Here is a 25,111-nt window from a genome sequence, read left to right as displayed (position 1 = left end):
ACCGCTCCCCTCAGCAAGAAATGTGTCAGCGCTTCTGCTTGACGATCTGTTCCTGGTCAACGGACTCGGCGTTCAGAGCATCGTGCTCTTCGTGGCCAGCGGCAACCAGCTGATCGCTGCCTGCACCGAAGAAGCCAGCCTTGAAGTCGGCGATGCCGGACTTCATAGCTTCCAAGGTTTCGTTCTCCAGCTTGCCGGTCTGACCGATCACGGTCAGCACGTCGGTGCGGTGACGCAGGTAGTCGATGAACTCAGCTTCGAAGCGGCGCACGTCCTCAACTGGAACATCGTCCAGGTAACCGTTGGTGCCGGCCCAGATCGAAACGACCTGGTCCTCAACGGCGTATGGGGTGTACTGACCCTGCTTGAGCAGTTCCATCAGGCGTGCACCACGGGTCAACTGCTGCTTGGAAGCGGCATCCAGATCCGAAGCGAACATTGCGAAGGCCTGCATGTCGCGGTACTGAGCCAGTTCCAGCTTCAAAGTACCGGAAACCTTCTTCATGGCCTTGACCTGTGCCGAGCCACCCACGCGAGATACCGAGATACCCACGTCGACAGCTGGACGCTGGTTGGCGTTGAACAGGTCCGACTGCAAGAAGATCTGACCGTCGGTGATCGAGATCACGTTGGTCGGGATGAACGCGCCCACGTCGTTAGCCTTGGTTTCGATGATTGGAAGACCAGTCATCGAGCCTGCACCGAGCTCGTCCGACAGCTTGGCGCAACGCTCAAGCAGGCGGGAGTGTAGGTAGAAGACGTCACCTGGGTATGCTTCACGTCCTGGTGGACGGCGCAGCAACAGCGACACGGCGCGGTAAGCTTCAGCCTGCTTGGACAGATCATCAAAGACGATCAGAACGTGCTTGCCACCGTACATCCAGTGCTGGCCAATGGCCGAGCCTGCGTATGGAGCCAAGTACTTGAAGCCTGCTGGGTCAGACGCTGGGGAAGCCACGATGGTGGTGTATTCCAGTGCACCCTGCTCTTCGAGGGTCTGGCGTACGGCAGCGATGGTCGATGCCTTCTGGCCAATTGCCACGTAGATGCAGCGAACCTGCTTGGTTTCGTCGCCGGTTGCCCAGTTATCACGCTGGTTCAAGATGGCGTCAACTGCGATAGCAGTCTTACCGGTCTGGCGGTCACCAATGATCAGCTGACGCTGGCCACGGCCGATCGGGATCATTGCGTCGATAGCCTTCAGGCCGGTCTGCAATGGTTCGTGGACGCTCTTACGCTGGGTGACGCCTGGTGCCTGGAGTTCCAGTGCACGACGACCTTCTGCAGCGATTGGGCCCAGGTTATCCAGTGGTTCACCCAGTGGGTCAACAACGCGGCCAAGATAGCCGTCGCCGACTGGAACCGAAAGGATCTCGCCGGTGCGCTCTACCTTCTGGCCGTCTTCGATGCCGGTGAAGTCACCAAGCACAACGACACCGATTTCGCGGGTGTCGAGGTTCTGGGCGAGGCCCAGGGTGCCATCTTCGAACTTCAGCAACTCGTTGGCCATAACGGAAGGAAGACCTTCCACTCTGGCGATGCCGTCGCTCGCGGCGACGACGCGTCCCACCTCGGTGCGCTCTGCCTTACCCGGTTCGTAGGAAGATGCGAACTCGTTTAGGGCATTGCGGACGTCGTTGGCATTGATGGTCAAATCGGCCATCTGCAGTCCCTGCTCTCCTAAATTGTGATCCACCCTCATAGGTGGTGGATCGATGTGAATGAAGTCTGTGTTGGTCCCGGCTGACCGGAACTTTTGCCAGGAGCGATCTCCTGGCAAAAGTCCTAGTTAGCCAGTGCGCGGCGCAAATCCGCCACGCGCGATGCCACGGAAGCGTCGACAACTTCGTCGCCAACCTTAACTACCAGTCCACCAACCAGCGATGGGTCGATAGCGGTGTTGAGCTTAAGTTGACGACCGTATAGCTTGTTCAGGCTGGTCTCCAGGCGCGAACGCTGAGCCTGCGAAAGCTCCACCGAGCTGGTCACCGTAGCGATCCAGCGCTGCTGGCGCTTAGCGACAAGTTCAACAAAGCGTTCTACCAGGGTTGCTGGCTTCAAACCACGTGGGTTAGAAACTGCTTGGGAGATCAAAACCTGCGAGGTCTGCGACGCGTTAGGCACAAGCTTGAGCGCAAGAGCACGCTTAGCTTCAACTGGGGCCTGTGCATCATCCAACGCACGCTGCAGTTCATGGTTGCCACGAACTACCTCGATGAAGGAGAACAGATCCTGCTCCAGCTTGTTCAGCCCTGAAGCGCCGTCCTGCTGTTCAGCCACTGCAGTAACTGCGGTGACAGCCAGCGTTTCGAGCGCATCGCTAATGTCGCGTTCCGAGCTCCAGCGGGTTGAAGCCAACTGAGCGACGGTCTTCTCAGCATCAGCCGAGATCTTTCCGCGCAACAGCTGAGCCAAAAGGCTTGCCTTTTCAGCATCTTCACGGGCTGGATCAGTCAATGCTCGGCGAAGACCGGCATTTGCATCCAGTACTTCCAGGACCGCGAACAGTTCCTTTGGCAGCTCAATAGATGCCAGTGCCAACTTGGGTTCCAAGAACTCCAAGGCCTTTGCCAATGACTCGCTCGATACACTTGCCATTAGTTCGATGCACCTGCGTTCTGCTGAGCTTCCAAATCGTTCAGGAACTGATCAACCACGCGCTGTGCACGGGCATCGTCCTTCAGAGCTTCGTCAACAACCTTGCTTGCAAGCTCGGTGGCCAAGGTGCCCACGTCGGTGCGAAGCGAGGACAGAGCAGCGGTGCGCTCTGCCTGGATCTGACGCTGTGCCTGCTCGCTGATGCGGGCAGCTTCGTCGGTTGCTTTGGTCTTCAGATCTTCAAGGATCTGAGCGCCTTCGCTGCGAGCTTCCTCGCGGATGCGGTTTGCTTCGGTGCGTGCTTCCAGAAGCTGAGCCTTGTACTGTGCCAAGGTCTCCTCTGCTTCCTTCTGTGCTGCCTCGGCCTTCTCAAGACCGCCTTCGATCGCGGTGACGCGATCTTCATAGGCCTGCTCAAACTTCGGAGCGATGACCTTGATGACGATGAAAAGGAGAACCGCGAAGCTAACGCCCGTGACGAGAATTTCCCACGGGTTAGGCATCAGCGGGTTAACCGATTCGCCCGCAGCGAGGATGAAGTCAGTGCTGTTCATTCTCACCATTCCTTATCTATTAGTTTCCACTTGTGTGTATGCCTCGCGATAGTGGCGAGGCCACTACAGCCGGGAAAGACTTACTTGATAACGAAGGCGAAAACCAGGCCAAGGATGGCCAGTGCTTCAGCAAGTGCGAAGCCGAGCATTGCGATTGGCTGCAGGATGCGCTGTGCCTCTGGCTGACGTGCAACGCCGTTGATGTACGCAGCGAAGATCAAGCCCACGCCGATAGCCGAACCAATTGCTGCCAGACCGTAACCGATCATGTTCAGGGAGCCGCTCATGCGAATTTTCCTTTCAAGATACCGGCCTCGTGCCGGTAGGTTGTGAGGTTTTCCTTGAATGGTTCAAGGAAGAACTTTTGGGATTTAGTAAATAAGAAATGGCCTAGTGGGCGTCAGCTTCAATTGCACCCTGGATGTAGATCGCGGTCAGCAGGGTAAACACGAACGCCTGCAGCACCATGATCAACAATTCAAGGAAGTACATAGCCACGGAACCTGCGATCACCAGAACACCAACACCGTTCAGTGCCAGCGAATCCTGGATCACGATCAAGTGACGGGCACCCGAAGCAGCCAGCATCACAATGATATGGCCTGCCAGCATCGTTGCCATCAGACGCAGCGAGTGCGTCAGCGGACGAACGATGAAGTTAGAAATGATTTCCAACGGCACCAGCAGAATCAACATCACTGGGCTGACACCGGCTGGGGTGACGGCCAGCTTGAAGAAGCGGATACCGTGGTTCTTCAGACCTACAGCAATCCAGGTGCCATAGATGATGATCGCCATCGCGTATGCAGAACCAGCGTGTGAGAACGATGGAAGCTGCAAGAACGGAATCGCGCCGAAGAGGTTATTGAGCAGTACGAAGAAGAAAGTCGCGAATAGCAGCGGAATCCAAGGGCGGAAATTCTTCTCGCCGATGATGTCGCGGCCGATGCCGTTACGCACGAAGGCGTAACCGGATTCAGCGAGGTACTGCATCTTGCCTGGAACCAACTTCGGGTTCTTGATGGCGGCGCTGAAGAACCAAGTGATGAGCACGATCGACAAAACGATCATGAGCATCTGCTTGCCGAAACCGGTGCCGTACTCGGCTGCCCAAGGGAAAATCTCGGGGAGGTGGGTATCGGACACCGATGGCGGAATGAAGCCGCCTTCTTCTGAGGCCATTGGGAGCGCAAACGCGAACAACGCGCTGTCCTCTCTGCAGTAACGGTCACGGGCAAAAGGCGGTGACTGGCGGAAACTGCCTCTCACCGTGTGAAGAAAAGATCAAACGGGGATCCCATCGCAGCTGTTGCCGGAGGCATCAACCCTGATGAGGTGCCACCTGCAGGTTCCCCCGCAAGCGCATATGTATCCAGCCTCACGCAATCCAGCGCTTAGCTAAAAATGACCCGTAGTAAGCTTATCAAACTCACAGCATCCTTCCGACACATTCGCCGGCCGGAACTCCCTAGTCCTCGTTGTAGATTGGCAGTCGAGACTTCATAAAAGCTCGAACTTCACCAACCTGCCAGGCAACGAGTGAGATAGCTGCTGCAAGAACGAATCCCTGACGGTTTACCCATTCGGGCAAACCCAGGTTCAACAACACGAAGGCGATACCAAAAACCTTGATGACATACGCGCCTAAAAACGCAGGCATGGCCCACGTGCGACGAATTCGTCCCGCAGCTTCGGCGATCAGAATGCCAATGGCAAAAAAGCCAATGACAACCCCAGCCGCCAAAACACCCGACAGCGCATAACGCAGATCGGCAAACAACCACGAAATCAGGAAAAATGCGGCCGTTGCGATCAGCGAATACACCAGTGACAAAGCCAGAATCGGCAACCAGATGGATTTCGGAGCTGACGAAATACTGACGCGGGCAGAACTGGAAGTCACGTCCGCAACCTTTCTTCGTCAAATCCGAGGGACCATCGTGTACCCACGATGCTGATGAAACTTATAACTTCCGCTCACCCAAAAGAGATCCCGGAAGAAGATCCACACTGAATTCTACACGAGATAGAAAGAGTTTGCTTATGGATTACACAGCAAGGCTTTTGTAGCGGTTTAATGCCCCAGTCGCTTACGTAGGGCTTCCACGCGTCGCAGCACCAGAGGCCACCACGTGCCGATCGCTGCCACCAACACCAGCACCAATGCCAGCGGGATCACCAAGATGACCGGGATGAAGGCAATAGAGACCACCGATACAGCTATCACTGCAGCCCACAAATAGAGCAAAATCACTGCGCGACGTACCGAATGGCCCTGGGCGAGCATCCGGTGATGGATGTGCTTGGAGTCTGGGGAAAAGGGTGAGCGCTTGTTGGCCAGACGCCGGAAAACCGAGAGTACAAGGTCTAGTACTGGTAAGAAGACAATGACCATGGGCAACATCATGGGCATATAGGCCGGGATGTTGCGGAAGCGGTGGGCGTCGAGTCCTTGAACGTCGCCGGTGACGGCAATGGCCGACACCGAGAGAATCAGACCGATGGCCAGCACGCCGCTCTCCCCCATGAAGATATTCGCGGGGTTGAAGTTATGCGGTAAAAATCCTAGGCAGGCACCCAATAACAGAGCGCAAAGAAGCGCACCTAAATTGGCGTAGTCTTCGGCACTGACATGCGTGGCCAGAATGTAGGAGTACACAAAGAAGGTCGCTGCTCCGATGGCTGCCAGTCCGGCTGCCAAACCATCTAGCCCGTCAGAGAAGTTAATGGCGTTCATCGTGAGTACAACCAAAAATATGGTGATCACAACCTGTAGCCAATCTCGATCGATCTGCCATGATCCCACCGGCAAGGATTGGATCAACACCCCATGGGTAGCCACGAGCCAACCAATAAGGATTTGACCAATTAGTTTGATCCACCAGCGCAGATCAAACATGTCATCTGCTAGCCCCAGAATCACAATGACCAGTAGCGCTAGGCTCAGGCCGGTGAGTGCTTCCCCGCCAAAGACACCTCGGAAGAAGTGAAAATTGCTCGCCAGCCACAGTCCCATGGCAAAGGAGGCAATAATGGCAACGCCGCCGAATTTTACGACGGGTGCCTGATGCTGATCGCGTTCGCGCACCAACTGATTAGTGGTGAACCGCTCCCCTAGGGAACGGACCACCGGGGTCAGTAGATACGATGCTGTAAAGCTAAAGGCGATGAGCAGTACGTATAATCTCATGCGTCCTGGCCTGGGGCATCCTGTCCCAAGTCGAGCACTTCAGGAACGACCACGCGCAACTCTTCGATGGAAATCGCGCCAGCACGAACAACCTTGAGATGTTCACCGGTACAATCGATAATCGTTGAGGGCAACACCTGGGTAGGATCTTCGCCCCTCGAGCCACCATCAAGATACACGTCGACGGATTCGCCGAGCTGTTCCATAGCCGAATCAACGTCGAGGGCCGCCGGTTGCCCGGAGCGATTGGCCGAAGACACGGCCAAGGGGCCGGTCTCGCGTAGTAGTTCTAGGGCGGTGTCATCATTGGGTACGCGCAATCCAACGGTTCCCCGGGTCTCCCCTAGATCCCAGGTCAGTGAAGGCTGAGCCTGCAAGATCAAGGTCAATCCGCCAGGCCAAAACGCGTCAGCTAATTTGCGGGCAGCATCCGGAATATCACGGGCCAGGCCATCCATGGTGGCACTCTGGGCGATCAGTACCGGTGGCGGCATGGTGCGACCGCGTCCCTTGGCGGCCAACAGCATCGCCACGCCCTGAGCGCTAAAGGCATCAGCGCCAATCCCGTACACCGTGTCGGTGGGCAAGACGATGCATCGTTTCTCTGCCAAGGCAGCTTTAGCCGCAGTGAGGCCCGCTTCGTGTTCCTGCTCGTTGCTTACCAAAAATCTTGTGCTCACGGGATCATTCTTTCATGCGTGGTGGGTCGTCGGTGGTACTGGTTCTCGGTGTGGTGCGTAGCCGGAGGTCGCACGTGCCCTTCCGGTCAAATCTTGATGGCCTGTGACGCGCTCAAATCCAGCATCGCGCAGCATCTGCGCTGCGGACGCCTCCTGCACTTCAGCGTGTTCCATCACAAAGTATCCGCCAGGGCGCAATAACTCCATGGCTTGGGCACTAATGGCTCGCGGAATCTGCAAACCATCCTCCCCCAGTCCATACAGTGCCATCTGCGGATCGTGGTCACGCACTTCAGCCTCGCGAGGAATCGCATTGGGCGGGATGTACGGCGGGTTAGAAATCACCAGGTCCATGGTGCCCTCGAATTCCACAGGCACGCTAGTGGCGTCCTGGTGCAATACCGTGACCCCGTGGGGTTCGCAATTACTTCGGGTATAACCGATGGCTTGATCCGAAAGCTCCACGGCCCACACCCTGGAGCCGGGCACCTCACTGGCCAGTGCAGCAGCAATCGCCCCAGAACCGGCACACAGGTCAATGCAGTTAGGCTCGTCAAGGCCGTGTTCGGCAATAAAGTCCAGGCCCAACTGCACCACGGTTTCGGTTTCGGGCCGCGGGGTAAAGACCCCCGGACCGACCTTGAGTTCAAGGTAACGGAAGTACGCGAGACCGGTCAGGTGCTGCAATGGAATCCGGGTACGGCGTGCAGCCACCAATTCGGTGAATTGTGCGCGCTCATCGCCACCAAAACTATCCCCACGCAGCTCGCGCAATTTCAGCTCGGAACGGGTAATGCCCAGCACGTGGCAGAGCAAGAGGTCGGCATCAACGCCGGGGCTTGGCACCCCGGCGTTGGCCAGTGCCGTAATCGCGGCTAAGCGCACGGCCGATAGTGTTTCCAAGGCGGTACTTACTCGCCCAGCGCTGCCAGGCGCTCTTCTTCATCCATCTTGATGCAGGATTCGATGACCGGCTGCAGGTCGCCGTCCATGACAGCATCCAGGTTGTAGGCCTTGTATCCGGTACGGTGATCGGCGATGCGGTTTTCCGGGTAGTTGTAGGTACGAATACGCTCGGAACGGTCCATGGTGCGGATCTGGCTGGCACGCTGGGCCGAGTTTTCTGCGTCGATCTGTTCCTGCTGGTGGGCCAACAGACGTGAACGCAGCACGCGCATGGCAGCTTCACGGTTCTGGATCTGCGACTTTTCGTTCTGCATGGCCACCACAATGCCGGTAGGCATGTGGGTAATGCGGACCGCGGAGTCGGTGGTGTTCACGGACTGGCCGCCAGGACCCGAGGAGCGGTAGACGTCGATCTTCAGATCGTTCTGGTGAATCTCGACTTCTTCTGGCTCGTCAACTTCGGGCAGGACCAGTACACCGGCGGCCGAGGTGTGGATACGGCCCTGGGATTCGGTGACCGGCACGCGCTGCACACGGTGTACGCCACCTTCAAACTTCAGCTGCGCGTACACGCCCTCTGCTGGGTCGTTCGACTTGCCCTTGATGGCCACCTGGGCGTCCTTGTAACCGCCGAGGTCGGACTCGTTGAAGGAGATCATCTCCACCTTCCAGCCCTTGTGCTCAGCATAACGGGTGTACATGCGCAATAGGTCAGCAGCGAACAGTGCTGCCTCATCGCCACCTTCACCACCCTTAACTTCGAGGATGACATCGCGCGCATCGTTCTCATCGCGTGGGATCAACAGGCGACGCAGCTTTTCTTGCAGTTCTGGCAAAGCTGCGGTGAGGGTTTCTACTTCCTCGGCGAAATCTGGATCTTCATCTGCCATTTCTTGGGCAGCTTCCAGATCTTCGGTGGCGGTGTGCCAGCGGTTGTAGGCTTCAACGATGCCGTTGAGCTGGGCGGAGCGGCGACCGAGCTTCCGCGCCAGCGCCTGATCGGCGTACACCGCCGGATCCGAGAGCTGTGCCTGGATCTGCGCATGCTCTTCTAGTAGCGATTTAACGGATTCGAACATGGTGGTCTTCCTTCTCGGCGGTGCCCGCGCAGTGATGCCACAGTGGCATTACGGGCAGCTGTTCTAAATTCTAGTCGGTGCTTGGGTCACTACGCGCCGATGGCGTCCAGCCAGCTTCCACGAGGGCAAGCTGGCTGGACGCCATGGCGGGTAGGGGTGCTAATCCTTGTTAGGAGTGGTCTTATTGACCAGCATCAAGAATTCTGCGTTGGATTCGGTTTCACGAATCTTACCGGTGAGCACTTCCAGAGCCTGCTGTGGGTCAATGCCCGAAAGCATACGACGCAGACGCCACATGATGCGTACCTCTTCGGCACTCATCAGGGCCTCTTCACGGCGAGTGGAGGATGCGTTGACGTCGACCGCTGGGAAGATACGCTTCTCAGCCAGCTGACGGCTCAGGCGCAATTCCATGTTGCCGGTGCCCTTGAATTCTTCGAAGATGACCTCGTCCATCTTGGATCCGGTCTCCACCAGTGCGGTGGCCAGGATGGTCAGCGAGCCACCGTTTTCGATGTTGCGGGCAGCACCGAAGAAACGCTTTGGTGGGTACAGTGCGGCCGAATCCACACCACCGGAGAGGATACGACCCGAGGCTGGGGCCGAGAGGTTGTAGGCACGGCCCAGACGGGTCATCGAGTCCAGCAGCACCACAACGTCCATGCCCATTTCCACCAGGCGCTTGGCGCGCTCAATGGCCAGTTCGGCTACGGTGGTGTGATCATCGGCTGGGCGGTCGAAGGTCGAGGCAATGACCTCGCCCTTGACGGTGCGCTGCATGTCGGTGACTTCTTCGGGACGCTCATCAACCAGCACCATCATCAGGTGTACTTCTGGGTTGTTAATGGTGATCGCGTTGGCAATGGCCTGCAGGATCAGGGTCTTACCGGCCTTAGGAGGCGAAACGATCAGGCCACGCTGGCCCTTACCGATCGGGGAAACCAGGTCGATAACGCGTGGGCCGACCAGCTTCGGATCGGTTTCCAGGCGCAGACGCTCGGTTGGGTACAGCGGTACCAGCTTGTTGAACTCAACGCGTTCGCGGTTGTCTTCTGGCTTCTTTCCGTTGACGGAAGTCAGCTGCACCAGGGCGTTGAACTTCTGGCGTGGGTTCGGGGTTTCACCCTCACGTGGCTGGCGGATGGCGCCAACGATGGCATCGCCCTTGCGCAGGTTGTACTTCTTGACCTGACCTAAGGTGACATACACGTCGTTCGGGCCTGGCAGGTAGCCGGAGGTGCGGACGAACGCGTAGTTCTCCAGCACGTCCAAGATACCGGCGATTGGCAGTACGACATCGTCTTCGCTCAGCTGTGGCTCGTCGTCATCACGGCGGTTGCGGCGGTTGCGGTTGTTGCGGTCATTGTTGCGCTCACGACGGTTATTGCGATCGTTGCGGTCATTGTTGCGCTCACGACGGTTGTTGCGATCATTACGATCGTTGTTCCGCTCGTTGCGCTCTTCGCCGCCCTCGTTCTCGCCCGACTCGGTGCGGTCGTTGCGGTCGTTGCGGTCATTATTGCGCTCAGCACGGTCGTTGTTACGGTCGTTATTGCGCTCACGACGGTTGGCATTGCGCTCGCGACGCTCTTCACGAGCTTCGCCATTGTTTTCCGACTCGTTGCTCTCGCCACGGTCGTTGCGCTCGGCGCGGTCATTATTGCGCTCATTGCGGTCGTTGTTGCGCTCACGACGGTTGTTGTTGCGCTCGCGGCGGTTGGCGTTGCGTTCACGACGCTCTTCACGAGCTTCGCCGTTGTTCTCAGCGTTCTCGGCGTTCTCAGCCTTTGGCTCGGTGCCCTGAGCTGGCTGCTCGGTGGCTGGCTCGGCCTGCTTGGCATTGCGACGTGCACGCGCAGGCTTCTGCTGCGCCGGAGCAGCTTCGGTTTCGGTGGCTTCAGCCGGTGCTTCGACCTTCGTTTCGGCGGCTACCGGAGCCTTGCCCGAATCGGTGACGCGGCGCGATGGGCGACGGGTGCGTGCAGGCTTGGACTCAGCGGCAGGTGCCTCGGTAGCAGCTGGCTGCGCGGCCGGTGCTTGCTCGGCTGGCTGAGCCTCAGGTGCTGCTTCGGTTTCAACCTTAGCGGCAGCCTTGGGTGCACGGCGGGAGCGCGCCTTGGTTTCTTTTGGCTGCTCAGCTGGTGCTGCAGCGGCCTCGGCTTCAGCCTTAGGCGCCGCAGCAGCCTTGGTAGCCTTTGCGTCCTTGGCGGCTACCGATCCACCACGCTGATGATCGCCGATGGCCTTGACCAGGTCGGCCTTGCGCATGCGCGACCCGCCGGTAATACCCAGCTGTGAGGCCAGCTGCTGGAGCTGGGTCATCTTCAAAGAGGCCAGACCGGCGCTCTTGGTTTCGGACGTCTTGGTGTCCACGCCTTCGTTGAGGCTCGTGGTTTCGGTCACGAAAGTTCCTTCTGACTCGTAGGATGGGCCGCTTCGTAGCAGGTCCACTGTGCCGTAAATACTGTGCAACAGCCCAAGATTGATGGCTGCTCCACGCTCCACCGAGCGAGCCTGGCAAATTCCGGGCACTAAACTGCGGTGGATATAAGGAAACTGATATCTCGACGGCACGAGGCTGTGCATGAATGTGGGATATCAATGGTGCTGCGAACGGCAGGAGATCCGGAACGACTGGACGGATGAAGTGGGGTTCAAGAACCGAACTTATCCGTATCAACACTGGCCAAAAGGGATTTGAACCGGGTAACTACCCAGTAATCCGGCCTGCCATAGTGTTACAGCTCTTCTACTGTAACACCGTTAGCAGCCAGCAGGGGAACTTGTCCCTGCCACGACACCGTTGAATTCGCTGAAAATTCTTCAATTTTTGCTAGCACCGCTTCCACTTGAGCCTCGGAAGAAACCAAGGTCAGCACGGTCGGGCCGGCCCCCGACACTACCGCGGCGTATCCTGCCTCACGCAGCGCGGCAATCAGCGCAGCGCTTTCTGGCATGGCAGCGGCCCGATAATCCTGGTGCAGGTAATCCTTGGTGCCTGCCAGTAAGACCGAAGGGTCATTGCTCAACGCATGAATCAGCAGAGCCGCGCTGGCACTATTGGCGGCGGCGATCGCGTGATCGACCTGGGCCGGCAACGCACCGCGGGCAACCTCGGTGGACAACCCATTAGAAGGAATGGCCAACACCGCACGCAAATCCTGATGCAGGGGCACCTGCACCGAATCAAAGCTGCCATCGGCATTGGTGGAGGAAATGCTCAGGCCACCAAAAACTGCCGGTGCCACATTATCCGGATGTCCTTCCCAGGCCGCAGCCGCTTGGAAGATCGCTTCAATCCCCCCACGGGAAGCTTCGGGCAACAACGCGTCGGCGGCGGCGTAGGCGGCCACAATAGCCGCCGCGGAGGAGCCCATACCGCGAGCATGCGGAATGTTATTGTGTGCCAGCAATTGCACCCCGACCGGCTCAAAACCAGCCTTGGCCCAGTAGCGGTGCATTTCCTTGATGATCAGATGCGATTCATCCTTAGGTAGCTCTTCGGCGCCCTGCCCCACGATCTGCACGCTGCTCGTTTCGGCGGTGCGCACCTCAAGACGGTCCCGGTACTCCAACGCCAACCCGAGTGAGTCAAAACCCGGGCCGAGGTTGGCCGTGGTGGCGGGAGGGCAAACGATCAGGTGCTGGCCGAGGGCGATCTGCGCGGTCATGGTTCCTTCAGGGTCAGAACAGCTCAAAAGCTAATGCAAAAGCTAGGTCAAAGGTTAATGGACTACGGCCCGCCGTGCGAACGCTGGATCCGGTAGGTGGATCACCGTCCGTACCCGGCGGGCCGTGACATGCCGGGAGCTCCCGGCTAATGCTTCTAGGCTAGGCCCAGTGCGCCAGCGACCTCGACCACGTCGAAGGCCACCTTCTTTGGCGCCACCGACGAACCATCGGCCTGCTTCAGCGCCCAATCTGGGTCTTTGAGGCCGTGACCGGTTACGGTGATCACGATCTTCTTGCCCGTTGGCACGTTGCCCGCGGCGTGGTGCTTGAGCAGACCAGCTACACCGGCTGCCGAGGCAGGCTCCACGAACACGCCTTCGCGGCTAGAAAGCCAGCGGTGTGCTTCAAGGATCTGCTCATCGGACACCGAGTCGATCTGACCGCCGGACTCATCGCGGGCTGCTTCGGCTTGCTCCCAAGAGGCTGGGTTACCGATGCGGATGGCGGTGGCGATTGTATCTGGTTCGGTGATCGGGTGACCGGCAACGATCGGAGCCGCACCTTCAGCCTGGAAGCCCCACATGATCGGGTTCTTCGTGGACACTGGTTCCAGTTCCTTGCCAGCTTCGTTGGTCCACTTGGAGGAGTACTCCTTGTAGCCCTTCCAGTAGGCGGTGATGTTACCGGCGTTGCCCACTGGCAGCAGGTGGTAATCCGGGGCGTCGCCGAGGAAGTCAACAACCTCGAAGGCCCCGGTCTTCTGTCCCTGAATACGGGCAGGGTTCACCGAGTTCACCAGGAAGACTGGGTAGTTTTCCGAAAGCTTGCGGGCCACTTCGAGGCAGTTATCAAAGTTGCCGTCGATCTGGATGATGTCCGCGCCGTGGGCGATGGCCTGGGAGAGCTTGCCCATGGAGATCTTGCCATCCGGAACCAGCACGGCACACTTCAGCCCGGCCTGGGTGGCGTAGGCTGCGGCCGAGGCCGAGGTATTACCGGTGGAGGCACACACCACGGCCTTGGCGCCCGCAGCTACTGCCGCGGTCATCGCCATGGTCATGCCACGGTCCTTGAATGACCCGGTAGGGTTCATCCCCTCAACCTTCAGGTACACCTCATTGCCGGTGAGCTGCGAAAGGGCCGGTGCGAACACCAACGGGGTGCCACCCTCGCCCAAGGTGATGACCTTGGTGTTTTCATCGACTGGGAGGCGTTCGGCATATTCGCGGATTACTCCGCGCCACTGGTGAGCCACGTTAGTTTCCTTCAACTCGCATAACGGATAGAACACTGTGCACCGCGTCCAAGGCCTTCAAGGCTTCAACGGTGCTGGCCAGGGCGGATTCGGTGCCCTGGTGGGTGAGGATACGCAGCTGCGCACCGGAATGAGCATCACCCTGCTGGCTCATCGACTGGATCGAGACACCATGCTCACCGAAGACGGTGGCAATGGCTGCGAGCACACCGGACTGGTCCTTGACCGACAGGCCAATCCAGTAACGGGTGGTGATTGCGTCAAAGTCCAGCATGCGTGGGCTCTGAGCCACCGAGCCGTTGGGCAGTGGTGCCCCGGCGGCGATCTGTCGGGCCACGGCCACCACATCGCCCATCACGGCACTGGCGGTGGCGTTGCCACCGGCCCCGGCACCATAGAACATCAAATCTCCAGCATTTTCGGCTTCCACGAACACCGCGTTAAACGCACCGTGTACGGTGGCTAGCGGGTGGGAACGGGCGATCAGCGATGGGTAAACGCGCACCGAAATGCCCGCATCGCTCTGCTCGGCGATGGCCAACAGCTTGATGACGTATCCGGCTTCGGCGGCCGCAGCCACATCTTCGGCCGTGACCTCGGTGATGCCCTCGGTGGACACCTGCTCGGATGAGATATTGGTGTGGAAGGCCAAGGAGGCAAGGATCGCGGCCTTCGCGGCGGCATCGTGCCCACCCACGTCGGCGGTCGGATCGGCTTCGGCATAACCCAGCGCCTGGGCTTGGGCCAGCACGTCGTCAAAGGCCGCGCCGGTGGTGTCCATGGCGTCCAGGATGAAGTTGGTGGTGCCGTTGACGATGCCCATCACCTTGGTAATGCGGTCTCCCGCCAGCGAATCAGCGATCGGGCGCAGGATCGGGATTGCCCCGGCCACGGCAGCTTCGTAACGCAGCTGAGCTCCGGTACGGGCGGCCACCTCGTTCAGCTCGGCGCCCTTGAGCGCGATCAGTGCCTTATTGCCGGTGATCACGCTGGCACCCTTGTCCAGGGCGGCAGCGATGTACTGCCCGGCAGGATCGAGTCCACCGAGCAATTCGATGACCACGTCGGCTTGTTCGATCAACCCCAGCGCGTCGGTGGTGAAAAGCTCTTTGGGCAGCTCAACATCGCGCTTGGATTCGAGATTGCGCACGGCAATGCCGATCAGCTGCAGTCCGGCACCCGAACGGGATGCCAGTTCATTCGCGTCTTCCAGCAAGATGCGGGCCACCTGGGCTCCGACCGTACCGCAACCCAGTAGGGCTACCTTCAGGTTCTTTTCGCCGCTCAATTAAACTCCCATGTCGCGGGCTAGCAAGTCGTCTTCGGTTTCCCTGCGCACGATCAGGCGGGCTTGGCCATCGCGTACCGCTACCACCGCGGGGCGGGTGAGGTAGTTGTAGTTGCTCGACAGGGCCCAGCAGTAGGCTCCGGTGGCCGGAATGGCGAGCAAGTCGCCAGCCGCCACGTCTTCGGGCAGGTAAACGTCCTTCACGACTATGTCACCTGACTCGCAATGTTTCCCAACTACGCGAGAAATAATTGCGTCGTTTTGCGTCATACGGCTGGCAAGTACGGCGTTATATTGTGCGTCGTAAAGCACCGGGCGAGGGTTATCGCTCATGCCGCCATCCACCGAAATATAACGGCGTGGGTGCAAGGCACCGGTGGCATCTTCCACCTGTACATCCTTGCGCACCCCGGTCTCATACAGGGTGAAGGTGGTCGGGCCAACGATGGCGCGACCTGGTTCGATGGAGATGCGTGGGCAGCTTAATTCCAGCTCGGCGCAGGTTGCCGAAACCACGTCCGCCATCTGACCGGCCAGCTTGGCGGGAGTTGATGGGTGGTCCTCGGAAGTGTAGGCGATACCGTAGCCGCCGCCCAGGTCCAGTTCGCCCAGCTCGACGCCGTGGATCTCACGGATCTGTGCCAGCAGGCCGAGCATGGTGCGCGCGACCATGGCAAAACCTTCGGCCTCAAAGATCTGCGAACCGATGTGGGCGTGCAGGCCCAAAAGGTTCACCTTCTCCGCTTCCAAGGCGCGGGCCACGGCACGTAGCGCCGGTGAGGTGCCGGTGGCATCGGCCAGGATCGACAGTCCGAACTTCTGGTCCTCGTGGGCGGTGGCGATGGCCTCATGGGTGGAGGCGTGCACGCCGGGGGTAATGCGCAGCATCACTTCGGCGGTGTGCCCCAGCGCGTTGGCCAGGGTGATCACGCGCTCCAGCTCGTCCAGTGAGTCGATCACGATGCGTCCCACACCCATTTCTAGGGCGCGGGTAATTTCCGCCTGGGACTTGTTGTTCCCGTGCAGCGAGAGGTTTTCACCCGGAATCTTGGCGGCCTTGGCCACCGCCAGTTCACCACCGGAGCAGGTGTCTAGGCGCAGGCCTTCCTCGGCGACCCAACGGGCTACCTCGGTGCAGACAAAGGCTTTTCCGGCGTAGTAGACGTCTACTGCCCCGCACAGGTCTTTAAAGGCTGCGTCGAAGGCGTCTTTAAAACCACGAGCGCGGGCGCGGAAGTCATTCTCGTCCAGTACAAACAGGGGCGTGCCAAATTCTTTGGCCAGGGCAGAAACCGTAATGCCCTGAACGGATAGTTCGCCGCTAGCTTCGCGGGAAACCCCCGAAGCCCATTCGATCTGACGAAGTGCATTTACATTTTCGGGGAATTGCAGCCATTGCGGGGCTAGTGGCGATACAGCCATCGGCTATTTACATCCTCTCTGGGGCGGAAACGCCCAGAAGTTCCAATCCATTGGCCAAAACGGTGGTTGCGGCATCGTTCAGCCACAGGCGAGTGCTGTGTACTGGGGCGATGGCCTCATCTTCACCCACCGGGGTAATACGGGTTGCGGCGTACCAGGAGTGGTACGCGCCGGCGACCTGCTCCAGGTAGCGGGCAATGCGGTGTGGTTCGCGGAATTCTGCGGCGCCGGCCACGACCGATGGGAACTGGCCGAGTACTGCCAGCAGTTCGTTTTCGGTAGCGTCGGTCAGCGAGGCCGCGTCAAACTGCTCGCGGGTGACACCCTTCGCGGCAGCATTGCGCGCGGCGGCGGCCGAGCGGGCGTGAGCGTACTGAACGTAGAACACCGGGTTGTCGTTCGTGTTTTTCTTCAGCTGCTCTGGATCCAGGGCGATCGGTGAATCGGCAGGGAAACGGGCCAGCGAGTAACGCAGGGCGTCGGCGCCGATCCAGTTGATCAGGTCGCGAAGTTCAATAATGTTACCGGCACGCTTGGAGAGCTTGGCACCGTTGACGCTGATCAGCTGGCCGATCAACACCTCGATGTTCTTCTCCTTGTCGTCGCCCGCGCAGGCTGCGATGGCCTTCAGGCGGTTGACGTAGCCGTGGTGGTCGGCACCCAGCAGGTAGATCTTCTCTTCGAAGCCGCGATCCTTCTTGGACAGGTAGTACGCGGCGTCGGCAGCGAAGTAGGTTGGCTCGCCGTTGGCACGGATCAGTACACGATCCTTGTCATCGCCGAAGTCGGTGGTGCGCAGCCAGACAGCACCTTCCTGATCGAAAATGTGGCCCTGTTCGCGCAGGCGTGCCACGGCATCAGCCACAGCTCCACCTTCATGCAAGGTGGTCTCGGAGAAGAACACGTCGAAGCTGACACCAAAGTCTGCCAGGGTCTTCTTAATGTCTTCGAGCTGCGCCTTGTAGGCAGCTTCGCGCAGTGCTGGGATGGCCTCGGCTTCGGCCAAGTCCTTCAGTTCAGGCTTCTCGGCCAGGACGATGTCGCCCAGTTCCTTGATGTATTCACCAGGGTAGCCACCCTCGGGAACCGGCAGACCGTGGATGCGGTTGTAGACCGAACGGGCAAAGACGTTCATCTGGTTGCCGGCGTCGTTGATGTAGTACTCGCTGGTGACATCCGCACCGGAGGCGCGCAGCACGCGAGAGATCGCATCGCCCAGTGCTGCCCAGCGGGTGTGACCAATGTGCAGGGGGCCGGTGGGGTTCGCCGAAACGAATTCCATGTTGACCACGTGACCGGCCAAAGCCTGGTTATTGCCGTAGCTGGCGCCAGCTTCAACGATGGTGCGGGCCAATTCTCCGGCAGCACCAGCTTCCAGCGTGATGTTCAAAAAGCCTGGACCTGCGATGTCTACGGAGCTAACTCCTGAAACCTCTGCAAGACGTCGGGCAAGGATTTGCGCGAAATCGCGTGGTGCCATGCCGGCCTTCTTGCCCAGCTGCAACGCGATATTGGTAGCCCAGTCACCGTGTTCACGGCTCTTGGGACGGTCGACGCGCACGGTCTCTGGAACCTCAACGGAAATTTCACCGGCGGCGACGGCTTCGGTGAGGCATGCGGATATTGCTGCGGAGAGTTCTTCAGGAGTCACCGTTCAAGAATACCGGTAAGTGCAACGCTTAATGAGCATTCATGACTTCGCTACGACTGTGAGACTTGCGCAGGTCGGTGACTTTTACAACACATCCCACCCGGCCTGCTCGAATTGCGCAGATCAGCGCACCACCTGATAGTATTTTTTTGTTGCTCAGCAACACGCCTCTGTAGCTCAGTGGATAGAGCGTCTGCCTCCGGAGCAGAAGGCCGAAGGTTCGATTCCTTTCAGGGGCACCAGCAAATTGCAGGATCTGGATCATCCAGGCCTGCAATTTTTTTATTCTAATATTGCCGATTGCTACGCCGGAATTTGGCCTTTCACTAGCGTGGAGACGCCACTGAATGATTCTCTTAGTGCATGACCGAATCAATCAATGCGAACCCGGATGAACCCCATGACCAGAATTTTGCCGAACGCCTGAATTGGCTTCGCGCCGGGGTCCTAGGGGCCAACGACGGAATCGTTTCGGTCGCCGCCACCGTGGTGGGCGTTGCCGGCGTCACCAATCAATCGGCTCCCATCTTTACTGCCGGCATGGCCGCAGTTATTGGTGGTGCCATTTCCATGGCATTAGGCGAATACGTTTCGGTCAGTAGCCAACGCGATTCGCAACGCGCCCTGGTAGAAAAGGAACGCCAAGAACTCGCCGAAGATCCCGAAGCAGAGCTCGCTGAGCTTGCCGGGATCTATCAGGCAAAAGGTCTGAGCGAAGAAACAGCCTTGCAGGTGGCCACCGAGCTAACCGAGCGCGATGCACTGGCCGCCCATTTGCAGGCAGAGCTGAACATCGATGAAGAGGAAGTCGTCAATCCCTGGCACGCCGCCTATGCTTCTGCAGCTGCTTTTGTCGTCGGCGCGATTTTGCCCATGTTGGCCATCATGCTCCCACCAGATCACCTGCGCATTCCGGTGACGTTCATTGCTGTCCTTCTTGCCCTGGCTCTGACCGGTACGCTCGGCGCCTATATCGGAGGAAGTTCCAAACGCGTGGCGGCCCTTCGGTTGGTCATCGGTGGAACGTTGGCCTTGGCGGCCACCTTCTTTATCGGTTCCCTGCTTGGCTCCAGCGGGATTATTTAGCGCGGTCACAAGGGGCATAAGTTTCAACCATGAGCACCGCTTCGATCGTCTTTACACAAGCGACACAACAAGATTCGCAGCTCATCGATGATGCAGCGAAAATTTGGGCACAGGCCGCCGCGCAACGCGACCACAAGCCACTACCGAAAGACGGTAGCGGTGCAGTCGCTGGCGTTGAACGCCGTTTGGCGTTGCCTGATGCCAGGCTGACGGTGGCCTCCAAGGGTGGAGTTGCGGCAGGTTTCACGCTCTGCTCACCACACGATGGCTATTTGGAAATTTACTACGTCGCCGTTGCGCCGGATTTCTGGGGGCAAAGCATCGCTTCTGGGCTCCTGACAAAGATGGACTTCTTTGCGCACAAGGCCGGCTTTCAAGAACTACGATTGTGGGTCATCTCCGATAATTCGCGGGCTATCAACCTGTATCAAGCAAACGGCTTCCGAAATACCGGGCAAGAACAAGCCGACGAAACCTCGGGACGAGTTGAATTCCTACTGTCGAAGACAAAGTTCTAAAAAGCTTCCGCGAGAACTGCGACTTAAGTTGCCCCATGCCGGCAGCTCTCCCCTCGCTAAAGCCCAATGTTTATGTTCGTAGCAACCTCGAGAATTGGCTCAGTTCCGATGACTCCTACCGATACGCTGTAGAACGTGGCTACCCAACGCGGATTCGGAGTCTTGTGGGCAGCATCTGCGTTGTCCAACCTTGCCGATGGCGTGGCTTTTATTGCTGTTCCGCTGATCGCTGCTTCCTTAACCCAGGATCCCCGTCTGATAGCCGGACTGTCACTGTGCTACGCCGTCGTACGCTTACTCGTTGCTTTACCCGTGGGTGTTTGGGTGGACCGACATGAACGGCGCTTCTTGCTCAGCTCAGCAAATGTTCTGCGTGGAATCGCTTTGATACCTTTAGCGATTGCTTTTCATTTCTCCGGCCCGAATCTTTTGATACTTTATCTAGCGATGGCGTTCATCGCTGTCCTGGAAGGCACAGCAGACACCTCAGCGATTACTTTATTGCCACAGATAGTGGACTCCGAAAAGCTGGATCAAGCCAATAGCAAGATCTCTGCTACACAGTTGATATCCGATGAATTCGTAGGTCCTCCTCTGGGAGGATATCTGTTCTCACTCACTGCTGCGATCCCCCTATATGCGATGGGTGGACTCTGGGCCGTAGGCGGACTGGTAGCTTTAGCTTTGCCCCGCAGCGCAAATCCAAAGGTAACTTCCGGCGAGCGCCAGCGCATTTGGGTTGAGGCTGGCGAAGGAATTCGTTGGCTTGGCAAGCACCGCTTGGTTGGTGCTTTGGCATTGATTAGCGGTTTAGCCAGCGTCGGGTACATGATGGCGTTTTCTATTTTGGTGTTATTCACGAAAGAACAGCTTGGACTAGATTCCACCAGCTACGGGCTACTACTCGCATTTTCTGCACTGGGCGGTCTTGTTGGAAGTGCCATCGCGCCGAAACTTCGCCAGTTTCTGGGATATCGCAATGTGGTAGTGGCAAGCCTTGCTCTGGGATCACTGAGCTTAGGAATTCTCGCAATCAGTACATCGGCAGTGTTGGCCGGAGTCATGCTGGCTTTGTATATCATGCACGCAGTCATCTGGAATATTTGCTCGTTGTCATTACGCCAACGGCTGGTGCCCGAACACCTGATGGGACGAGTCAGTGCAGCAAGCAGAGTTCTTGGATTAGCCGGTTTAGCGTTAGGTTCAGTAATCGGTGGACTATTAGGCAGTGTAAGCATCATGTTGCCTGTTGCTACCGGGGCTGTCGTTTTCGCTCTTTGTATGGCTCTGGCGTGGTTAGGTATAGATCAGGAACCAGAAACCGCCACGCTGTAAACGCTAAATGGCGTGTTCTTCGTACATTGACGGTTGCTGATTTCCGGTCAATCGAATTGCCTATTGCAACGGATTGGCTTCAATAACCGGTTTAAGCACCGTCTCTGAAACAGCGATGTATGTTCCATTAGGTCATCGGCTTAGCTGTGTAGGCTGTGGCCATGACACGCATAGTTTCAGCGCCAATGGATCTTGTCATCGCAACCCACCTGGGAGTGGACGTTAAACTTTTCGGGCTCAACCTCGCGATGAGCCTCCCCTATTCTCGTCATGTTAGGAGTGGCAGCACTGGTCTGGAACTCCATTTGAGGGGTGTCACCAACGATGAAATTCGACAGTTAGATTTCCAGTTCTATTCCGCCTTGGAACTGAGGGAAGCAAAAAGACAGGAACAGGGTGCGGACCAAACAATTCCTTGCTCCACAAATGCCCAGTAACTCAATACTTGAACCTGTAAAAGGGAACATTACTGACGACGTTGGTACAACATATATCTGCGTAGGGGGAAGAGTCGGTGGCACTGGGACAGATTGGGATGCCACATGGATCTACAACTCTTACCCACCATCTGAGGCGGAGACCTTAACTCTGGAATTCATCGTATCTGGTACCCCGACCGGCCTAACTTGCGTCGTTGAGTTGCAGGAGTCAATTCCAGACCTTGTAAGCCCCATCATTCGCACCTTCTGAATTAGCCGCCGATTCCCGATCGATACGTGGCCCGTATTAAACACCGCAGGCCCCGCACCACTGGTGCGAGGCCTGCGCTGTAGTCCGCAACGAATACTTATTTGCAGCTATTACTGCAGCATGGTCTTATCGTCCAGCTGCGCGCCCTTGATCTTCCCGAACTCGTCGAGCAGATCCTGCACTGTCATCCGAGATTTTTCTTCCTGATTCAGGTCCAAAATAATCTCGCCGTCGTGCATCATGATCAGGCGTGTTCCCAACTGCAGGGCCTGTTCCATATTGTGCGTCACCATCAGCGTGGTCAGCTGGTGGCGTTCGACAATTTCCTTGGTCAGACGCGAGACCAGTGCCGCACGCTGCGGGTCCAGTGCTGCGGTGTGCTCATCGAGCAGGAGGATCTTTGGCTTGGAGAAGGTAGCCATCAGCAAGCTCAATGCCTGACGCTGACCACCGGAGAGCAAACCGACCTTGGTCTTCAGGCGGTTTTCCAGTCCCAATTCCAAGCTCTTGAGTTCCTCAACAAAGAGTTCTCGACGCTTGGAACCCACGCCGAGGCCCAGACCGCGGAAACGACCACGAGCGTAGGCGAGAGCCATATTCTCCTCGATGGACATGGTCGGCGCGGTGCCAGCCATCGGATCCTGGAAAACCCGACCGATGTACTTGGCGCGCGAGTAGTCGGCCATCTTGGTGACGTTTTTACCGGCGATGTTCACCGATCCGGTATCCGGCTGCAGCTTGCCGGCCACCATATTGAGCACGGTGGACTTTCCTGCACCGTTGGAACCGATGACGGTAACAAATTCACCATCGCTCAGTTCCAGGTTGATATTGCGTAGTGCCTTGCGCTCGTTAACCGTTCCGGGGAAGAACGTGCGCGACAGGTTCTTGATATTAAGCATTGCTGCGAACCTCTTCCTTAACAGTCACTACAGCGGGCGTGCGCTTGAAGGTTTTCACAATTTTCTGGAACCCCTTCCACTTCGGTAGCAGCAGTGCCACCACCACCAGAACTGCGGAGATCAGCTTCATGTCGTTGACTTCCAGGCCGACCGACAGCGCCAGCTGGATGACCAGGCGGTAGATCACGGCACCGAAGACCACGGCCAGAGCCGCCAGCCAGATATAACGCTGGGTGAAGATGGCTTGCCCCACGATCACCGAGGCCAGACCGATCAGGATCACACCGATGCCCATGCCCACATCGGCGAAGCCCTGGTATTGGGCGATGATTGCGCCGGAGAGCGCCACCAGACCATTGGACAGGGCCAGGCCCAGAATCTTCTGGTTATCGGTGCTCACGCCGAAGGAACGGATCATTTCTTGGTTGTCACCCGTGGCTCGCATGGCCATACCCAGCTCGGTGTGCAAGAACCAGACGATCGCGGCAACAAAGAGCAGGCAGATCACGAAGAAGATCGCGATCGAGGACCAGGATCCGAGAATGCCGGCGCTACGCATCGGGCTGATCAGGGTGTCCTCGCCCAGCAAGGGCGTATTGGCTTTGCCCATAATGCGCAGGTTGATCGAATACAACCCGATCATGGTCAAGATACCGGCAAGCAGTCCATCAATCTTGCCCTTGGTATGTAACAGGCCGGTGATGGTGCCGGCCACCATGCCGGCGAAGAAGGCGAGCACCGAAGCAAGCCAGGGGTTCATCCCGTTGACGATGCTCACCGCTGCGACGGCCGCACCGGTGGTGAAGCTGCCGTCAACGGTCAGGTCGGGAAAATCCAGAATTCGGAAGGTCAGATACACGCCGAGCGCCATAATGGCGTAAATCAGGCCGAGTTCAACCGCTGTGATCATTTGTGGATCCTTGAGTTGTGTCTTGACGACGAGTTGTGTCGTCACGACGCAAGGCGAGGCATCAGGTTATGCGCCTCGCCTTGCGTGGTGGTTTCTTGCAGGTTTAGTAGACCTCGACGGCCTTGGACTTCATGTCCTCGCTGAATTCGATGCCGACCTTCTTGGCGGCCTCTTCATTCAGGTACAGATCCACCTGCGAGATGGTTTCGACCGGAGTTTCGGCTGGCTTGGACTCGCCCTTCAGCAGCTTCACGGCCATGGTCGCGGTCTGCTCACCGAGCTTCTCGTAGTTAATGCCGTAGGTTGCAGTAGCACCACGCTTCACCGATTCACCATCGGCGGAGATCACTGGAACCTTCTTCTTCTCTGCGGTCTGCAGCAGGCCTTCCAGTGCGGAAACTACCGCGTTATCGGTGGGTACGTAGTACGCGTCAACGTTCAAGGAGCTGGCAGCCTGCTGCACTTCGCTGGAAGCGGAGATCGACGCCTTCTCGATGGTCAAGCCCAAATCCTTGGCAGCATCTTCAGCCATCTGCACCTGCACGGCCGAGTTGGCTTCGCCCGAGGAGTAGACAATGCCCACGGTCTTGGCATCTGGCTTCAATTCCTTGAGTAGGGCCAGCTGCTCATCAACCGGGTTCATATCCGAAGTACCGGTGACGTTGCCGCCCGGTGCTTCATTGGAGGCGACCAGTTTGGCCGCTACCGGATCGGTGACTGCCGAGAAGAGGACCGGGATGTTGGTGATGCTCTGGGCTGCGGCCTGAGCCGATGGGGTGGCTACGGCCAGGACCAGATCAATATCTGAATCCGCAGCAAGCTTGCCGGCGATCGAGGTGTTGGTGGCCTGATCGGCCTCGGCGTTGTTCTCATCGTAGGAGATCTTGTCTCCGGTGTAGCCGGCGTTTTCCATCCCCGTCTTGAAGCCTTCAACCACAGCATCCAAGGAAGGGTGCGAGACGTACTGTGAGATGCCGATCTTGACCGGTTCGTCTCCGCCAGTTGCGCTGTCCGATCCGTTGCTACCGCCACAGGCGGTCAGTGCCAGTGCGCTGGCAGCCGCAACGGCGGCAATTTTCATAGCTGTGAAGCTCTTCATTGAAATTCCTTTCAAAGTCCCCTGATGCGAGTGATTCTCACCGATTCCGTCGCTACTTGGTCTGGTTGTTCGTGGTAGCGAGCAACCATCGGGAACTCTCCAAGTGTGACGTCGATGATTACCCTAGATCTTACATGTGAACGACCTCACCTTGCTCACAAGAAAGCCCCTTTCACAGACGCTTTACTGTTGATTTGCCGATCAATGGACACAAATTCTCCGCTAAGCCAAAGAATCATGAAGTTTTGTATTTTCATCCCCCAAGATGTCGACACT

At 57.9% G+C, this 25,111-nt stretch carries 22 protein-coding genes and 1 tRNA gene; 4 read left to right on the top strand and 19 right to left on the bottom strand.

Annotated elements, in window-relative coordinates; genetic code table 11:
• Window positions 1-25: 25 nt before the first annotated feature.
• From atpA to argS, 16 genes are all read right to left on the bottom strand, one after another.
• Window positions 26-1,663, bottom strand: a complete 1,638-nt coding sequence (gene atpA / locus QMQ05_RS06140; protein ID WP_345473870.1) for a F0F1 ATP synthase subunit alpha — start codon at window positions 1,661-1,663, stop codon at window positions 26-28.
• 122 nt (window positions 1,664-1,785) lie between these two features.
• On the bottom strand, window positions 1,786-2,598 hold the full coding sequence (locus tag QMQ05_RS06135; protein WP_345473868.1) for a F0F1 ATP synthase subunit delta: 813 nt from the start codon (window positions 2,596-2,598) through the stop codon (window positions 1,786-1,788).
• Window positions 2,598-3,152, bottom strand: coding sequence for a F0F1 ATP synthase subunit B (locus tag QMQ05_RS06130; protein WP_345473866.1), 555 nt, complete (start codon window positions 3,150-3,152; stop codon window positions 2,598-2,600). The genes QMQ05_RS06135 and QMQ05_RS06130 overlap by 1 nt, the downstream gene beginning before the upstream one ends.
• An 80-nt stretch (window positions 3,153-3,232) precedes the next feature.
• Window positions 3,233-3,445 carry an ATP synthase subunit C gene (locus QMQ05_RS06125; RefSeq protein ID WP_028268761.1) on the bottom strand — a complete coding sequence of 71 codons (213 nt, stop codon included), beginning with the start codon at window positions 3,443-3,445 and terminating at the stop codon, window positions 3,233-3,235.
• Between the two features lie 97 nt (window positions 3,446-3,542).
• Window positions 3,543-4,334, bottom strand: a complete 792-nt coding sequence (gene atpB, locus QMQ05_RS06120) for a F0F1 ATP synthase subunit A (RefSeq protein WP_082635377.1) — start codon at window positions 4,332-4,334, stop codon at window positions 3,543-3,545.
• Between the two features lie 286 nt (window positions 4,335-4,620).
• Window positions 4,621-5,055, bottom strand: coding sequence for a hypothetical protein (locus tag QMQ05_RS06115; RefSeq protein WP_334123526.1), 435 nt, complete (start codon window positions 5,053-5,055; stop codon window positions 4,621-4,623).
• A 171-nt stretch (window positions 5,056-5,226) separates the two neighbouring features.
• Window positions 5,227-6,342 carry an MraY family glycosyltransferase gene (locus QMQ05_RS06110; protein ID WP_334123525.1) on the bottom strand — a complete coding sequence of 372 codons (1,116 nt, stop codon included), beginning with the start codon at window positions 6,340-6,342 and terminating at the stop codon, window positions 5,227-5,229.
• On the bottom strand, window positions 6,339-7,022 hold the full coding sequence (locus tag QMQ05_RS06105; RefSeq protein WP_345473862.1) for an L-threonylcarbamoyladenylate synthase: 684 nt from the start codon (window positions 7,020-7,022) through the stop codon (window positions 6,339-6,341). The genes QMQ05_RS06110 and QMQ05_RS06105 overlap by 4 nt, the downstream gene beginning before the upstream one ends.
• 12 nt (window positions 7,023-7,034) lie before the next feature.
• Window positions 7,035-7,925, bottom strand: coding sequence for a peptide chain release factor N(5)-glutamine methyltransferase (gene prmC / locus QMQ05_RS06100; protein WP_345473861.1), 891 nt, complete (start codon window positions 7,923-7,925; stop codon window positions 7,035-7,037).
• Between the two features lie 8 nt (window positions 7,926-7,933).
• A complete protein-coding gene (gene prfA / locus QMQ05_RS06095) occupies window positions 7,934-9,007 on the bottom strand; it encodes a peptide chain release factor 1 (RefSeq protein WP_058253967.1) in 1,074 nt (357 codons plus the stop codon).
• A gap of 159 nt (window positions 9,008-9,166) precedes the next feature.
• Window positions 9,167-11,410: a transcription termination factor Rho gene (gene rho / locus QMQ05_RS06090; protein ID WP_345473859.1), complete on the bottom strand. Its 2,244-nt coding sequence runs from the start codon at window positions 11,408-11,410 to the stop codon at window positions 9,167-9,169.
• A 335-nt stretch (window positions 11,411-11,745) separates the two neighbouring features.
• A complete protein-coding gene (thrB, locus tag QMQ05_RS06085; RefSeq protein WP_345473857.1) occupies window positions 11,746-12,678 on the bottom strand; it encodes a homoserine kinase in 933 nt (310 codons plus the stop codon).
• Window positions 12,679-12,833: 155 nt separating this feature from the next.
• Window positions 12,834-13,934, bottom strand: a complete 1,101-nt coding sequence (thrC, locus tag QMQ05_RS06080; protein ID WP_345473855.1) for a threonine synthase — start codon at window positions 13,932-13,934, stop codon at window positions 12,834-12,836.
• A gap of 1 nt (window position 13,935) precedes the next feature.
• Window positions 13,936-15,222 carry a homoserine dehydrogenase gene (locus QMQ05_RS06075; protein ID WP_345473853.1) on the bottom strand — a complete coding sequence of 429 codons (1,287 nt, stop codon included), beginning with the start codon at window positions 15,220-15,222 and terminating at the stop codon, window positions 13,936-13,938.
• The gene (gene lysA, locus QMQ05_RS06070) at window positions 15,223-16,644 is read right to left on the bottom strand and encodes a diaminopimelate decarboxylase (RefSeq protein WP_345473851.1); all 1,422 of its coding nucleotides are present in this window, start codon (window positions 16,642-16,644) and stop codon (window positions 15,223-15,225) included.
• A 7-nt stretch (window positions 16,645-16,651) separates the two neighbouring features.
• Complete coding sequence (gene argS / locus QMQ05_RS06065; protein WP_345473849.1) at window positions 16,652-18,295, bottom strand: arginine--tRNA ligase; 1,644 nt, start codon at window positions 18,293-18,295, stop codon at window positions 16,652-16,654.
• A gap of 166 nt (window positions 18,296-18,461) precedes the next feature.
• Between argS and QMQ05_RS06060 the strand changes: the two genes are divergently transcribed.
• The 4 genes from QMQ05_RS06060 to QMQ05_RS06045 all read left to right on the top strand — a co-directional run bounded on the left by QMQ05_RS06060 (window position 18,462) and on the right by QMQ05_RS06045 (window position 21,234).
• Window positions 18,462-18,537, top strand: a tRNA-Arg gene (locus tag QMQ05_RS06060).
• 121 nt (window positions 18,538-18,658) lie between these two features.
• On the top strand, window positions 18,659-19,381 hold the full coding sequence (locus QMQ05_RS06055) for a VIT1/CCC1 transporter family protein (RefSeq protein ID WP_345473847.1): 723 nt from the start codon (window positions 18,659-18,661) through the stop codon (window positions 19,379-19,381).
• A gap of 29 nt (window positions 19,382-19,410) precedes the next feature.
• On the top strand, window positions 19,411-19,899 hold the full coding sequence (locus QMQ05_RS06050) for a GNAT family N-acetyltransferase (protein ID WP_345473845.1): 489 nt from the start codon (window positions 19,411-19,413) through the stop codon (window positions 19,897-19,899).
• A 135-nt stretch (window positions 19,900-20,034) separates the two neighbouring features.
• On the top strand, window positions 20,035-21,234 hold the full coding sequence (locus QMQ05_RS06045) for an MFS transporter (protein ID WP_345473843.1): 1,200 nt from the start codon (window positions 20,035-20,037) through the stop codon (window positions 21,232-21,234).
• A gap of 800 nt (window positions 21,235-22,034) precedes the next feature.
• Here the strand turns inward: QMQ05_RS06045 and QMQ05_RS06040 are convergent.
• The 3 genes from QMQ05_RS06040 to QMQ05_RS06030 form a co-directional block, all read right to left on the bottom strand.
• The gene (locus tag QMQ05_RS06040) at window positions 22,035-22,826 is read right to left on the bottom strand and encodes an ABC transporter ATP-binding protein (RefSeq protein ID WP_058253957.1); all 792 of its coding nucleotides are present in this window, start codon (window positions 22,824-22,826) and stop codon (window positions 22,035-22,037) included.
• A complete protein-coding gene (locus tag QMQ05_RS06035; protein WP_345473839.1) occupies window positions 22,819-23,736 on the bottom strand; it encodes an ABC transporter permease in 918 nt (305 codons plus the stop codon). The genes QMQ05_RS06040 and QMQ05_RS06035 overlap by 8 nt, the downstream gene beginning before the upstream one ends.
• 103 nt (window positions 23,737-23,839) lie before the next feature.
• Entirely contained in the window at window positions 23,840-24,835 is a 996-nt protein-coding gene (locus tag QMQ05_RS06030) for an ABC transporter substrate-binding protein (RefSeq protein ID WP_345473837.1), read from the bottom strand.
• Window positions 24,836-25,111: the final 276 nt, after the last annotated feature.

The sequence above is a fragment of the Glutamicibacter sp. B1 genome, from assembly GCF_039602135.1.
Classification (GTDB): domain Bacteria; phylum Actinomycetota; class Actinomycetes; order Actinomycetales; family Micrococcaceae; genus Glutamicibacter; species Glutamicibacter ectropisis.
The sequence above is the reverse complement of the archived record's forward strand: the minus strand, read 5'-3'. Positions and strand labels throughout refer to the sequence as shown.

What these genes read in the sequence shown, in the direction of transcription:
- QMQ05_RS06035 (WP_345473839.1), bottom strand. Translation starts at nt 23,736, where the DNA reads ATGATCACAGCGGTTGAACTCGGCCTGATTTACGCCATTATGGCGCTC.
- atpB (WP_082635377.1), bottom strand. Translation starts at nt 4,334, where the DNA reads ATGGCCTCAGAAGAAGGCGGCTTCATTCCGCCATCGGTGTCCGATACC.
- lysA (WP_345473851.1), bottom strand. Translation starts at nt 16,644, where the DNA reads ATGGCTGTATCGCCACTAGCCCCGCAATGGCTGCAATTCCCCGAAAAT.
- prfA (WP_058253967.1), bottom strand. Translation starts at nt 9,007, where the DNA reads ATGTTCGAATCCGTTAAATCGCTACTAGAAGAGCATGCGCAGATCCAG.
- QMQ05_RS06040 (WP_058253957.1), bottom strand. Translation starts at nt 22,826, where the DNA reads ATGCTTAATATCAAGAACCTGTCGCGCACGTTCTTCCCCGGAACGGTT.
- thrB (WP_345473857.1), bottom strand. Translation starts at nt 12,678, where the DNA reads ATGACCGCGCAGATCGCCCTCGGCCAGCACCTGATCGTTTGCCCTCCC.
- atpA (WP_345473870.1), bottom strand. Translation starts at nt 1,663, where the DNA reads ATGGCCGATTTGACCATCAATGCCAACGACGTCCGCAATGCCCTAAAC.
- QMQ05_RS06130 (WP_345473866.1), bottom strand. Translation starts at nt 3,152, where the DNA reads ATGAACAGCACTGACTTCATCCTCGCTGCGGGCGAATCGGTTAACCCG.
- QMQ05_RS06050 (WP_345473845.1), top strand. Translation starts at nt 19,411, where the DNA reads ATGAGCACCGCTTCGATCGTCTTTACACAAGCGACACAACAAGATTCG.
- QMQ05_RS06135 (WP_345473868.1), bottom strand. Translation starts at nt 2,598, where the DNA reads ATGGCAAGTGTATCGAGCGAGTCATTGGCAAAGGCCTTGGAGTTCTTG.
- QMQ05_RS06055 (WP_345473847.1), top strand. Translation starts at nt 18,659, where the DNA reads ATGACCGAATCAATCAATGCGAACCCGGATGAACCCCATGACCAGAAT.
- QMQ05_RS06030 (WP_345473837.1), bottom strand. Translation starts at nt 24,835, where the DNA reads ATGAAGAGCTTCACAGCTATGAAAATTGCCGCCGTTGCGGCTGCCAGC.
- QMQ05_RS06110 (WP_334123525.1), bottom strand. Translation starts at nt 6,342, where the DNA reads ATGAGATTATACGTACTGCTCATCGCCTTTAGCTTTACAGCATCGTAT.